The following is a 13,770-nucleotide window of genomic DNA, read 5'->3' on the forward strand; positions in this document are numbered from 1 at the left end:
GGAATACTTTCTTAAATACTCCAGGGCCCAGAACCATCTCCAATATAATTGTTAATTATGTCCCTCTCAATAACTGCATCTCTGTTAAGGTGTACTTCTTTGAGCAATGTCCCATCATCTGATTCCGGATTAATAAGGTTTAAGTTGGTTATATATCCCTCTGGGGTAACCTCTAACAGGACATATCCGCCCAGCTTAAGCGGTTCCCTTGGTTCTGTCCACTCAACTACACCTTCGGCATTAGTTCTTCCCATCATTTTTACTTCATCGGTGAATTGCAGATGGTCATATGGAACGTTAGGACTAACACAGTACATTTCCCATGAAAGCTGGCTTATGTCATCTGATTGGTTTCCATCCTCCAGGTCTAATTCCCTGCAGAGGAGGAATATAATACCTCCCGGTTCTCCCTCAAAAGGGCCTCCAATCATATCCAGGCTCACTTTGATGTTATCTATGGAGATAGTTGGCACTGCAGTCCCTATCTTAAAATTTGTTTTTAAAGTAAGCTCATCATTTTTCGGGTACCTGGGGTCAGTACTCATGGATAAATAATATTCATGGCTGTAATTATTACCTTCAATAAAATGTGTGGCGTCATATACATTGAAAATGGTCGTATCAGGTCCAATTGTAACAATCCCTTCACCCAAAAGCGGGCTGCTTCCTTTTTGTTCTACCTTAACATAATATTCTGTTGGTTCAGTAATGTTTTTGTAGTATACCATCCCGGCAACATTAACACAGACCTCCTGGGGACTATTAAAAGACTCCTGGGTCGGAAAAATTAAGGCAGGCTCAGGCGCCAGAGCTACTGACACCAAGCAATATGCTTTAAGACCGCCATCAATAGTCTCCACTGTAATTATTGCACTCCCCGGAGCTGCAGCTGTTACAGTACCGTTTTCCACAATTGCCACATTGGTATCAGAAGATGTCCAGATAACATCCTGGGTAGTTGCAGAATCCGGTGTTATATCTGGTGTCAGATTAACTTTATCCCCAACATACAATGATACTTCATATAAGTTGAGACCGACACTTACAACAGGTACTGCCGGCTGCCCCGACTGATCAACATTTATAACTAGTGTTGCAGTATCTTCTGTCCCGGCTACAGAACCAATAAAGGTGTAAAACGGGTCTGGGTTCGTCAACGGCACCCTAAAAACATCTTCCACCACTTCACCTGTATTTATTTTTGTCCAGGTTACCTCAAGTTGTGTATTAATACCGTTATCCAGATTTGCTGTAACTGTTTCAGGTATTATGACTAATTCGTTTTTCAATGCAGCTATCGGATCCGGGTCTGCCAAAGACTCAATGGAAACAACAGTGACATCACAGGCAGCAGTATAGTCGCCATCTGCAGTTGTTACGGTAATTATAGCAGGTCCGGAAGATAACGGTTGTACCAGGCCATCTGCAACAGTGGCCACACTTTCATCACTGGTTTTCCAATAAACAATCCGGTTACTTGCATTAGAAGGCAATACCGTTGCCACTAATTGATAGGGATAACCCGTTATCATCTCAAGCTCAGATTTATTTAAATTTACACTCTCAACACTTATATCGGTTGCTATATACTCAAGCGTTTCCTGTACAGATTTAATATCACCTGTCAAACTGATAGGCTTTTCCGGTGTCAGAAAACCCGGCACATCCTCACCTTTCAAATAACAGTCACCACTGGCCTCTGAAATGAAGGTAGCTACACCGTCTTCAGTAGTAACTACAGTATCAATCCCATCCCTTGTCAAAATAACATCAACCTCATCAGGATGGGCAACATCCTGAGGCCAAACTATGGTTACCTCAAGAGTAATTTTGCCATGGGTGGAATCCTTAGCTGGGGTTACTTTTTTGGCGCCTCCGCCACCCTTCCCTTTATCTGAACCGCCTCTAAAAACGCCCTTCCCTGAAACCCCATATGCTTTTTGAGCCGGCCTGCCCTTGGTTCCATTACTGCCATAAGCCGCCGGTGATAAGAAAGTGAGAACCAAAGACAGTATTACCATCAAAGATATTGCTCTTCCTTTTCTCATTAACCAGGTTTCCTCCTTTTTTCTTCATTTCGTTCCTTCGAGGCAATCACCCCTTTTTGGTTGAATTATTTACCCAAATACTATTTAATTCTATAATCAAAGAAGTATTTTTATGCCTTATCATTCTGTGCTTAAACGTAAAGAAAGGTATGACTAAGTTTATTTTAATTATAGCCCAGACCCAATGCATAACTTTGTCGTTTTATAATATGTGAAATAAATATTTTGTTTGTATAAATTACCATTTTCCCCAAGGTATTATATACCATCTCCCTGGGAGAGAATAAAATAGTTAAGGGATTACTCTTGCCGATGCGCTTCCGACTTAGGCAAAATAAAAAAATTGCCCGGAAACAAAAGGGTTTTTATAATATATATACAAATAATTAATATTATAAAAAAATACAACAGAAAAGGTGATCTCCATGGAAAACAAACCCGCCCCTTCTAATTTTATAAGAAATATTATAATTGATGATTTAAAGACAGGTAAGCATAAAGAAATTGTGACCCGTTTTCCTCCTGAACCTAATGGATACTTACATATCGGGCATGCCAAGTCAATAGTACTAAACTTTGACCTGGCCGATGAATTTAACGGAAAAACTCACTTGCGCTTTGATGACACCAACCCGTTAAAAGAGGAAACCGAATATGTGGAATCCATTAAAGAGGATGTACAATGGCTGGGATATACATGGGAAGCCCTTTATTTTGGTTCAGACTTTTTTGAAGAAATGTTCAACAAAGCGTTACTTTTGATTAAAAAGGGCCTAGCTTACGTATGTGATTTGTCCGCAGATGAAATCAGGCAAACAAGGGGTACACTCAAGGAACCGGGTAAGGAAAGCCCATATCGAAGCAGATCGGTGGAAGAAAACCTAAAACTTTTTGAGCAAATGCGCAAAGGTGAATTCGCAGATGGCAAAAAAGTGCTCAGGGCCAAAATAGATATGGCCTCCCCCAACCTAAATATGCGCGACCCAGTGCTTTACCGGATTGCCCATACTTCACACCATAATACCGGGGACAAATGGTGCATTTATCCCATGTACGACTTTGCCCATCCCCTGGAGGACGCTTTAGAAGGGGTTACCCATTCCCTCTGCACACTTGAATTTGAAGACCATCGGCCATTATATGACTGGGTTATTCGGGAGTGTGAAATGGAAAGTCAGCCGCACCAATATGAATTTGCCCGGCTTAATATGACAAATACCGTCATGAGCAAGAGAAAACTTAAACTTCTGGTGGATAAGAAAATAGTTGACGGGTGGGATGACCCCAGGATACCAACTATATCCGGCTTAAGAAGAAAAGGGTATACACCTGAAGCCATACGCAGTTTTGTAAGGGAAATCGGGGTAGCAAAAAGCAACAGCACAGTTGATGCCCAGATGCTGGACCACTTCGTCAGGGAAGACCTAAAGCTAAAATCCCCCAGAACTATGGCTGTCATTAGGCCGCTTAAGGTAGTCATCACTAACTACCCGGCTAGAGAGGTAGAATGGATGGATGCGGAAAACAACCCGGAAAACCCCGAAATGGGTATCAGGAAAATACCTTTTTCCCATGAAATCTATATTGAGCAGGATGATTTCGTGGAAGATCCGCCTAAAAAATATCACCGACTGTATCCCGGAAATGAAGTAAGACTAAAGCACGCTTATTTTATCAAATGCAATGAAGTTATCAAAGACGAGCAAGGTAATATAACCGAATTGCATTGTACATATGACCCGAAAACCAAAAGCGGTACCGATTTTACAGAGAGAAAAGTCAAAGGTACCATTCACTGGGTCGATGCAGGCCAAGCCCTGCAAGCAGATTTCAGGCTTTATGAACCCCTGATTTTAGATAAAGAAAATGAGGACCCGGCAGATTTTATAGATAATATTAATCCTAATTCACTGGAAATATTACAGGGATTTGTTGAACCTAGCCTTAAGGATGCAAACCCCCATGATAAGTTTCAATTCTTCCGGCACGGTTATTTTAATGTTGACCCCAAACATTCCACTGCTGATAAGCCGGTTTTTAACAGAATAGTTTCTTTAAAAAGCTCATTTAAGCTTTAGATTATCCCTGTGGATAATCAGATAATGGCCACAACGGTGGACCATCCCAGGTACGTACCGGTTCTGCCTCTAAAACATCCGCTACTTCAGCTAACCCCAGCGCTTCAAGTGCAGAGCGGGCCGGTACTCCGTTGATTGGATTACAGCCCCGGCGCCGGTAATACTCGGTTAGCATAGCATCATGTTGCTGGCGCTGCTGCAGTCCTTCAGGGGTATCCCGCAGTTCGGGGCGCTGTACCAAACGATCACTGGCACGGGTGACACCACGCCGGGCATTAAGTGCCATTTCAAGCAAATAAACACGCCTGCCTGCCATGATCAGTTCATTTTCACTAAAAGAAATCCCGGTAGCCGCAGCCATTACCCTGGCAAGCCCTCCATACAAGGGGTACTTCCAAACCAATGGAATAGCATTAACCCAAGCATTCACAGACCCTTTACAGCGGCCTAGACAGTCATTAACTGCACAAGCCTCTTCACTGGCTAACAGTTTGCCGATATCGTCAGATGGGATAAAACCCTGTTCAATTAATTGAGAGAACAAATCCCCGTCGTTCTCGCCAAAGGCCCAGCTCCGTCCGCGTAAATGGTCCGCCCCGCGGGTCGATGTGGCATGTGCCAAAGCAAAAATACCGGGAGGAAAATGTCCCCGGCCGGTTCCCTTAACTTGATCATTATACTCCTCTGAATTACGGCCTATTAACTTAGCAGCACCTATTTCCCCTTCAGCAAGAATACTGCCAAATCCCCTCCTCAAAGCAATCCGGTGAATTAATTCAATTTGGGCTTCTTGATTGTCCCAGGACAAGTCCAATCCGTCCACATCATCAAGTGATAAAATTCCCCGGGCAAGCAAGTCCTTGGCAAAGGCAATATTGTTCCCCAGGGGAATAACACACATACCATATTTGTCTGCTAAATTCTGCATTATCATTATGGGAGCAGGTTCTTCTATCCCACAATTTATTCCCAGGCAGTGGATGCCTTCATACTCCATCGCCGAACCCGTTTCCCCGGCATATGGCCCTTCGGGAATACAATAAACATCTTTGCAAAACGAAGGACAAGTATGACAGGCTGCGCGCCCTGTTTGATACTTGGCCCATGCTTCTGTATGAATCTGTTGGGGTACTTCCTTACTGCTTAAGTACTTGGCATTATTGTGCCAGCCTGGGAACCAGTATCCCAACCCATGATGTGTGCCAACCCGGGATACAGTTTCCTTCTGAAATGGATTGGTGAGAAAGTACTCCCGGTCTTCCCCTGCCAAAAGCTTAAGCTTAACTTCATCTGCTACCGGAACTTTTTTGCTGCCACGCACCACTATAGCCTTAAGGTGTTTAGAACCCATGACAGCCCCGGCTCCGCGAGCAGCTGAACTAAACTTATCGAAAATTACACTAGCAAATCTTACCAGGGTTTCACCTGCCTGTCCGATACAGGCCACACCAATATCGCTGCCATGAATTTTCTTCAAAGCATCGGTTGTCTCCCATGTATTCATACCCCAGAATGCGGATGCATCACATAATTCCACCTTATCATTTTCAATCCAAAGATAAACCGGGATTTCAGATCTCCCGGTGACAACAATCTGGTCAAGTCCGGAACGCTTCATTTTATAAGGAAAAATATTTCCTCCATTCCCATCACCAAGGATATTGCTGTGAGGCCCAATAGTACTTACTTCACAACGGGAATTCATAGGTACAGCCGTGCCTGTCAATGGTCCGGGGGCAAAACAGATTACATTGTCCGAAGAAAGAGGGTCTGCATCTGCCGGCACTTCCTGAAACAACACCCAGTCATTAAGACCGCGGCCGCCAATAAATGCACGCAAAACCTGCTCCCCTATGATTTCTCGCTGCAAACTGCCTATCGTAAGGTTCACCCGCAGACGGCAATTAAACCAACCATACATAAAATCATTCCCTTCACAGTTGCTTTAGATATTTACCACTTAAAGCAGCCATTGTTCCCGGCCTTGTATTTCAGTAATAAATATTGTATCATTGCACTAATATAACCCGAATACATCAGTAACCCGGTTAGCAGGAAGGAGCTTAAATCCGTGAAAACATTTAATAAATATACTGTATCGGAACAACATAACGGGTTTACTGTAGAGAATTATTTAAAACAAATTTTACAGTATTCCGGTCGAAAAGTTCAAAAACTGACCCGAAAAAAAGGAATCCTGCTTAATGGTAAAACAGTGTACCTGCAAAAAAAGCTGAAAGCTAAAGATACCATAAGTGTCCTTGATCTCGAAGATATAACATTCGGGGCCCAGCCGGAACAAGGAATCATCGATATACTATATGAAGATGATCACTTGATGGTGTTAAATAAGCCCGCATATCAACTGGTTCACCCAGCCGGTCAGACAAACAGCGGCACACTGGCAAATTTCCTGGCTTGTCACCTGAAACAACGAAGCATAATGAGCACTATTCGACCGGTACACAGGCTGGACAGGGATACTTCGGGCTGTGTTATTTTTGCTAAGGATTCTCACAGCCAGTCTGTCATGGAACAGCAACTAAAAACCGGGGATTTAAAACGTGCTTATTGGGCTTTGGTTCAAGGAACGGTTTCTCCTTCTTCAGGAACGATAGATGCTCCCATTGGACCTCATCCCAGCCGGCCTAACAGGCGGACTGTAAACAAAAAAGGGGATTATGCCGTTACTCACTATCAGACAATCCGCAGCTTTGAAATGGCTTCCCTCTTAGAATTAAATCTGGAAACTGGGAGAACCCACCAAATTCGCGTCCATTTATCCCATCTGGGACACCCCGTTATCGGAGACCGCATGTATGGCAGAGTCTCTCCCTATATTAACAGACAGGCCTTACATGCCTTTTCCGTCAATTTCATCAGTCTAAGTGATAAAAACGAAGTCACAGTAACGGCTCCTATCCCTGAGGACTTTAGCCAGGTTGTTGAGTTCTTTGCCAAATCATTGCAACAATAACTAAAATTCACCAACGAAGCTTCTGCAGTGTCGCATCCGGGACAAGACCTGCTTCTGATGCCCTACTCAGCAATGAGATTACTGCCTGATAGCCTGTCTCCCCTAAATTCTCACTAAATTGGTTCACATAAAGCTTAATATGGGCCTGAACCACTTCAGGGGACATTTCCTGGGCATGGCTTAAAACATAGTCCCTGGATGCCTCCGGATGTGCCCAGGCATATCTAACCGAATCACGAATCCAACCGGTAACAGCAGTTAAATCCAATGACCTGCGGGCAACAATCGCTCCCAGCGGTATCGGCAAGCCGGTATCTTCTTCCCACCATCTGCCCAGATCAACCATAAGTGTTAGTTTATACATATGATAAGTAAAACGGGCTTCGTGAATCACCAGCCCGGCATCAACAGAGCCATCACGTACTGCCGGCATAATCTCATGAAAGGGCATAACAATTATTTCGCCTACACCTCCGGGAATTTTTTGCGCCGCCCACAGGCGGAACAATAAGTAAGCGGTTGACCGTTCACTTGGAACCGCCACCCTCCGTCCGGCCAGCATCTTAGGATCACAAGCAGTATCAAGCTTGTCTGATGTCAATAGCAACGGCCCACAGCCTCTCCCCAATGCTCCGCCGCAAGGCAGCAGCGCATATTCCGATAATACCCATGGCAAAGCTGCATATGAAATCTTGATAACATCAGGCCCGCCTGTATCAGCTGCAAGGCTGTTCGTAACGTCAATATCTGCATAAGTGACCTCTAGCTTCGGTGCACCTTTTATTAATCCATACACCCAAGCATGAAAAATAAAGGTATCGTTAGGGCAAGGAGAAAATGCTATTTTCATAGTAACACCTCCCTTAATACTGACCCCGCCGCTTCCAAAATATTCAGGGCCTCTTTGACCCGCCATTTGGTTAAGTCCCGTGGTCCGACCAAATTTGATATGGCACGAATCTCCAACATGGGAATGTCGCAATCCGCTGCCGCCACTGCTACTCCATACCCCTCCATGGCCTCAGCTGCAGCTCCCGGTATCCTTCGGGCCAGTTCTATTGCTCCGGCATTCGTCCCAGTCACAGTAGATACTGTCAGTACAGGACCTATGCTAACTGCCAGTCCGGCGGAACAGAAAGCCTCTTGCACCTGATATGCCAGGTTGGTATCAACCTGAAAACAAATCTGTCCTAAACCCAGCTCATCCAAGCCAGTAAACCCTTCTTCTGTCTCTACTCCCAAGTCTGCAGCTACAACTTTACTGGCTACTACCAGGGAACCCACCTCAGCAATGCCGGGAAATCCTCCGCCTATACCGGCACTTACTACCAGGTCATACTCATAGTGCGCCTTTGCAAGTGCTTTAGCCGTATTAGCCGCGGCCGCTGCGGAACCAACACCGGCTAAAGAAACATCAAATCTTTTTTCATCACCCAACCCTCGCAGCACCGCCTCCATCTCTGCCGAAACAGCAGTCATAACCAGAATACGCCTGTTAAATTCACTTGGTCTCAGAGTATGCAGGGTTTCCTTCCCTAAAGTAATTCTCATACAATTTCTCCTTTATTAATTCCACTCACTGTACAGCCTGTCAACCTCTCTTAATAATTCATCATATTCTTTGTATTCCTCCGGAGAAGTTGCCTTGTCAAACAAACTTTCCATCTCTTTGATTTTTGCTTCAAGAACAATTATTTGAGCTTCAATCTGATGTCTCTCACGTTCAAGGTTTTTATTTTTATTACTGCTCCCATTCTTATCAGTCTTTATGTTTTTATAATTTTTATTATTTGAACTTTTATTGGAATTCTTATTTATGACCGGGCCCTGCTTAAATAACTTATGTTCTTCAGTGTCCTCATCAATTCCAAATTTAATCTTTTTATAGAACTCGTAATTTCCTTCATAGGTAGTTATCTTCCCGTTTTCGATTTCAAGTATTTTTCCCACACAATTTGTTAGATAATATCTGTCATGGGTAACTGCAATAATTGTACCTTTAAATTCCTTTAATGCCGCTTCAACCGCATTTCTGGCCGGCATATCAAGATGATTTGTCGGTTCATCCAGAATCAGACAGTCTGCATCCTCCAGCATAACACAAGCAAGATACAACCGGACACGTTCTCCGCCACTTAAAACCTCAATTTTTTTATTAACCTCATCTCCGTAAAATTGAAACCCTGCTAAATAGTCCCTGGCTTCTCTTTCCTGCATTTCTTTTTGCATTAAAATAAGCTGCAGCATTGAAATTTCATCATTCTCAAATAATACTTCCTGTCCCATATAGGAATATTTCACCCATTCACCCAGTCTGAGGTAACCTTCATACTCTTTATCTTTTCCCAGGAGCATATTAATAAGTGTCGTTTTTCCACACCCGTTAGGGCCGATGATGCCGATTCTTTCTCCCCCCATTAAATGAAACCCAGCACCGGAAAATAGTGTCACATCTCCAAAGCTTTTCTTTAGGTTATCGGCCCAAGCAATGTCCTTACTAACATGCCTGACCTTTTTAAATTTTATTTTAGGGCCGTGTGCCCTGTAAAGATGTTCCTGGTTTTTAACTGTTTCCAAGCTTGTTTTTAGTTCTTTATTTAGCTTTTTTATTTCCTTTTCCCTGCTTTTTGCAGCCTTTATATTACCCCTGCTCTTAAGTCCCTGTGCAGTTTCATTTGCATTTCTTATTGTCCATCTTAATCGTTTCTGCTCATTTAATATAAACTGATGAAGCTGGGTTTTATGATGAAGATAATTTGAATAATTTCCGCTCCTTATACAAATACCGCCATCTTCAAGCTCGGCGATTCTGGTGGCAACTCGGTCAAGGAAATACCTGTCATGGGAAATAAACAGTATCCCTCCTTTAAATTTTTTAAGGAAGCCCTCAAACCATTCAGTGGCTCGGATATCAAGATGATTTGTCGGTTCATCCAGAAATAAGAGGTCAGGCTCCTCCAAAAGAATCCTGGCAACCGAAACACGCATTTTTTCTCCTCCGCTAAGCCTGTTCAGCGGAGTGTTCAGTGTTTCCTTACGCAAGCCCAAGCCAATCAGTATCTTTCGTATTTTAGTTTCAATTGTGTAACCATCCATAGCCTCGTATTTTGTCAAAACTCTTGAATACTCGTCCATCAATCTTTTATATGAGCCTTCATTCAAATTCTTATTGCTCTCAGCCATTTGATGTTCCAGCTCTCTAAGTCTCTTTTCCATTTCAGAAACTTTTTTATAGTGGACTATTGTTTCTGTTGTTCGTTCATCATCGTGAATATCCTGCAAATCTTGACTGAGATACCCCACCTTAATATTTCGTGCTATGGACACAGTTCCGCTATCTTTATTTTCAAGGCCCATGGCAATTTTAATCAGAGTGGTTTTCCCTGTGCCGTTAGGGCCTACCAAAGCTACTCTTTCTCCTCTTTCGACCCTTAAACTAACACCATTTAATACACATTGGCTCCTATATTCTTTTACAATGTTTTCAAGTACTAATAAACTCATGATAATTATTCCCTCACAAGATAATATGTATCAGAAGATTTCAATCAGACATTGTGCTTATTCTCAGATAGCCCGTTAATTTTGTACACCGTTCAATCTTGCCTTGTGTTCAATCTAATACATTTTAGCTTCCTTGACAAGCAATTACTTATGGTACGGTTCACCCCTGTTTATCTTAAATGCCCGGTAAATTTGCTCCAACAAGAGCAATCTCATCAATTGATGTGGAAATGTCATTTTTCCAAATGACAGCACCATTTCCGCCCTGTTAATAACATCACAATGCAGGCCCAGAGATCCCCCGATAATAAAAAGCAAATCACTTTTACCCCTCAGGCCCCAACGGCTTATTTCTTCAGCCAGCTCCTCTGAAGAAATATTCCTCCCTTTGCTGTCAAGAACTATAACGACCTGCCCCGGTTTTATCAGCCTCAATAACCGTTCTCCTTCCCTGGCTTTAACCTGCTCGGCCTCCCTGTCGCTCAGCCCTTCGGGGGCTCTCTCATCAGGAACTTCCTTTATCTCTACAACGGCAAAAGGCTTCATTCTCTTCAAAAACTCCTTCAGCCCCTCAGAAATATAGTTTTCTTTCACTTTACCGACAGCAATAATCTCTATATTCATTCAATAAATATCTCCTTTCTTCCAATCACCGACATGGTTTCAATAATACATATCCCCCTATATATAACAATAAATGCTTAAAGATGCAAGGATTTCATCTGTTTATGTAGAATAAAATATCATTTATGGGGGATAAGCTCCTTTAGCCTTAACTTTGTGTTATTTTGCACATGGCGAGCATTACTCCCTTATGGGTGGGCGGTTATTTTACAGGTTAACCCGCAAAACCCGTATTTCATTCCACAATAACCGCATTTCATGCCCTTTGAAAAGGAGCTGCATTTAAATTATAGAATAAACAAGACAAGGGAGTGGCAAACATCATATGGAAAAAATGCCGATAATTATTCTGCTTTTATACTCCATCCCCGAAAGTATCATTTTGATTTCATTAGCTGGTGCTATATACGGGTATAAGGTTAAAGAAAACTTTTTTCGGATATTCTTGTTAGGCGTATCCTTAGCAATAGTTACATACATTGTCCGGGCACTGCCTGAACTAAAATTCGGTATAAACGCATTAATTCAAATTCCCATTTTTATACTGTTAACCTCAAGATATCTTAAAATTTCCTTTATCAAATCCTTTTTTTACATTTTTACAGGATTCATTGTTATAGCTTTAATGGAAATTATTACATTTCCCCTGGCATCTCTCGTTTTTAATATGCCTGTAAATGAAATTTTTTCACATACATCATTCCGTCTTATTACCGGCTGGTTTTCTCTTTCGCTAATGAGTTTATCATTAATCTTTTTATTGAAAAAGCGTATTTCCTTGCTTAATGCAAACACCTTCTTTTATCCCAAAACCACAAGCAGCAAAATAAATTTAGCACTTATAATGTTGGTTATAATCCAGGCTTTTCTCGCTGGAATTATGCACTTAATAATATTAAATCAGGATTATCAAATATTTCCCTTATTCAACAGTACTGTATTTACCAGAATTACCGGTTTATTTTTATTTATCGTCCCCTTAATATCACTATTTCTGGTAAAAAGGTTATTTACACTATCTGAGCAGGAAACAATAGCCGAAACTCAGGACGCTTTTATTGACAATATTAACAAACTGTTTACCACTATACGGGGACAGAGGCATGATTTCATACATCATGTTCAAGTAATGTATTCTATGCTGGAAAATGACCAACTCCAGGAAGCCAAAAGCTATATGGAAAACCTCCTCGGGGAAATTCAGAGTGTCAGTAAAACAATCAAATTAAAGGACCCCGTTCTCAGTGCTTTATTCAATACCAAAAGAACAATTGCCGAAAGGCTCTGCATCACTCTGGATGTCAAGCAGGATACTCCGCTTGACGGCCTGAAACTTAAACCTTACGAAATCGTTAAAATTTTTGGTAATCTTATAGATAACGCCATGGAGGCAGTATCAGATGAACCAATAGAATTTCGGAACGTAGCAGTCAGTCTCAAAAAAATCGCCTTTGTTTTTGTTTTTGAGGTTGTTAACCCACGGCCTTTAATAAATTCCTCGGAATTTGACAAGCTCTTTGAACCAAATTACACAACAAAGGAAAATCACAGCGGGCTGGGGCTGGCGGTTGTCAAGCAACTGGTGGATCAAATCGGGGGAGAAATAATCGTCAACAGCTCAGAAGAAAAGGGGACGAGCTTCTCTGTTGTTATTCCGGTTAAGTAAGGGGTACTGATTATGATAACAGTCCATAGTTTAGCTGAAAAAGCCGGTCTTTACCTTGCTGAAAGGGCCGGAAAACCGGAACAGGTTCCTATACTTACATATGGACTTGAATTAGTCATCGGGGAAACCATTAAATTGCTAGTATTTATTATAACCGCACATTTTCTGGATTTGCTGCTGCCAATGTTACTTTTATTTTGCACCTCTATCCCCCTTAGGGTTCTAACAGGCGGACAGCACTGCTCTTCAAGTCTGCGCTGCCTGGTTGTATCTCTCATTGCATATGTCTGCCTCGCTTACCTGGCCGGTTACTTGGCAGCCTTGATGAATGTAACTAATCTAATATTAATTGCCTTTTTGGCATCAATATTTTTGGTAGTGACCCTGGACAAGTATGGTCCCGGGTACAGTGTCAATTATTCAAACAGCTCTTCTGACCCGATAAATACTGTAACAAAGTTCAGCTTTATTTTTCTTGCTGTCTGGCTAATCACCATTTTTGCCGTCAATCTGATTATCAACAATCAGGATATATATTCGAAAATTATCATTTCCACCGCACTTGGCATTTATTGGCAAACTTTGATGATTACCCCATTGGGACATAAACTCATTAGCGCGGTTGACAAGGGGTTATGCCAATTGGGAATACAGTAAGGAGGTGAAAACATGTTCAAAAAATTCAACTCCGTTTTTGTACTGACAGCCATTACACTTATTTCCCTAATCGCTTCAGCTGGTGCTATTACTTATTCCTGGGTTTTTAACTACCAGCCGGAAGCTCCACAACAACTGAAAAAGTAATTCAAACTGAAAAGCAATCAAACATTGTTAATAAGGGTAGGACAACCTACCCTTATTAACAGTTGAAAG

Annotated in this window: 12 protein-coding genes; 5 read left to right on the forward strand and 7 right to left on the reverse strand. The window is 42.1% G+C overall.

Annotated features, from left to right (window positions below; all coding sequences use genetic code 11):
• Positions 1 to 11 precede the first annotated feature (11 nt).
• Positions 12 to 2,048 (reverse strand): Ig-like domain-containing protein, encoded by a 2,037-nt coding sequence (locus ABFY19_RS13525; protein ID WP_418791180.1) that lies wholly within the window; start codon positions 2,046 to 2,048, stop codon positions 12 to 14.
• A gap of 425 nt (positions 2,049 to 2,473) precedes the next feature.
• On the opposite strand from ABFY19_RS13525, the gene ABFY19_RS13530 reads away from it, so the two are divergent.
• On the forward strand, positions 2,474 to 4,126 hold the full coding sequence (locus ABFY19_RS13530; protein ID WP_418791181.1) for a glutamine--tRNA ligase/YqeY domain fusion protein: 1,653 nt from the start codon (positions 2,474 to 2,476) through the stop codon (positions 4,124 to 4,126).
• 1 nt (position 4,127) lies between these two features.
• Here the strand turns inward: ABFY19_RS13530 and ABFY19_RS13535 are convergent, their stop codons facing one another.
• Positions 4,128 to 6,047 (reverse strand): aldehyde ferredoxin oxidoreductase family protein, encoded by a 1,920-nt coding sequence (locus ABFY19_RS13535; protein WP_418791182.1) that lies wholly within the window; start codon positions 6,045 to 6,047, stop codon positions 4,128 to 4,130.
• A 150-nt stretch (positions 6,048 to 6,197) separates the two neighbouring features.
• Here ABFY19_RS13535 and ABFY19_RS13540 point away from each other — a divergent pair, with 150 nt between their 5' ends.
• Complete coding sequence (locus ABFY19_RS13540) at positions 6,198 to 7,103, forward strand: RluA family pseudouridine synthase (RefSeq protein WP_418791183.1); 906 nt, start codon at positions 6,198 to 6,200, stop codon at positions 7,101 to 7,103.
• Between the two features lie 7 nt (positions 7,104 to 7,110).
• Here ABFY19_RS13540 and ABFY19_RS13545 read toward each other — a convergent pair whose 3' ends face one another.
• The 5 genes from ABFY19_RS13545 to ABFY19_RS13565 all read right to left on the reverse strand — a co-directional run bounded on the left by ABFY19_RS13545 (position 7,111) and on the right by ABFY19_RS13565 (position 12,026).
• Complete coding sequence (locus ABFY19_RS13545) at positions 7,111 to 7,953, reverse strand: 1,4-dihydroxy-6-naphthoate synthase (protein WP_418791184.1); 843 nt, start codon at positions 7,951 to 7,953, stop codon at positions 7,111 to 7,113.
• Positions 7,950 to 8,654: a futalosine hydrolase gene (locus ABFY19_RS13550; protein WP_418791185.1), complete on the reverse strand. Its 705-nt coding sequence runs from the start codon at positions 8,652 to 8,654 to the stop codon at positions 7,950 to 7,952. Before ABFY19_RS13550 ends, ABFY19_RS13545 begins: the two co-directional genes overlap by 4 nt.
• A 15-nt stretch (positions 8,655 to 8,669) precedes the next feature.
• A complete protein-coding gene (gene abc-f, locus ABFY19_RS13555; RefSeq protein ID WP_418791186.1) occupies positions 8,670 to 10,607 on the reverse strand; it encodes a ribosomal protection-like ABC-F family protein in 1,938 nt (645 codons plus the stop codon).
• A 144-nt stretch (positions 10,608 to 10,751) separates the two neighbouring features.
• Positions 10,752 to 11,231: a 23S rRNA (pseudouridine(1915)-N(3))-methyltransferase RlmH gene (rlmH, locus tag ABFY19_RS13560; protein ID WP_418791187.1), complete on the reverse strand. Its 480-nt coding sequence runs from the start codon at positions 11,229 to 11,231 to the stop codon at positions 10,752 to 10,754.
• 591 nt (positions 11,232 to 11,822) lie between these two features.
• Positions 11,823 to 12,026 carry a hypothetical protein gene (locus tag ABFY19_RS13565; RefSeq protein ID WP_418791188.1) on the reverse strand — a complete coding sequence of 68 codons (204 nt, stop codon included), beginning with the start codon at positions 12,024 to 12,026 and terminating at the stop codon, positions 11,823 to 11,825.
• A 49-nt stretch (positions 12,027 to 12,075) separates the two neighbouring features.
• Here ABFY19_RS13565 and ABFY19_RS13570 point away from each other — a divergent pair, with 49 nt between their 5' ends.
• From ABFY19_RS13570 to ABFY19_RS13580, 3 genes are read left to right on the forward strand one after another with little or no spacing between them, the layout of a single operon-like run.
• Positions 12,076 to 12,897, forward strand: coding sequence for a sensor histidine kinase (locus ABFY19_RS13570; RefSeq protein ID WP_418791189.1), 822 nt, complete (start codon positions 12,076 to 12,078; stop codon positions 12,895 to 12,897).
• A gap of 12 nt (positions 12,898 to 12,909) precedes the next feature.
• Positions 12,910 to 13,554, forward strand: coding sequence for an accessory gene regulator ArgB-like protein (locus ABFY19_RS13575; RefSeq protein WP_418791190.1), 645 nt, complete (start codon positions 12,910 to 12,912; stop codon positions 13,552 to 13,554).
• Between the two features lie 12 nt (positions 13,555 to 13,566).
• Entirely contained in the window at positions 13,567 to 13,701 is a 135-nt protein-coding gene (locus tag ABFY19_RS13580; RefSeq protein ID WP_418791191.1) for an AgrD family cyclic lactone autoinducer peptide, read from the forward strand.
• The last annotated feature ends 69 nt before the right edge of the window (positions 13,702 to 13,770 follow it).

It is taken from the genome of Phosphitispora sp. TUW77 (assembly GCF_048453025.1).
Classification (GTDB): Bacteria; Bacillota; Thermincolia; order Thermincolales; family UBA2595; genus Phosphitispora.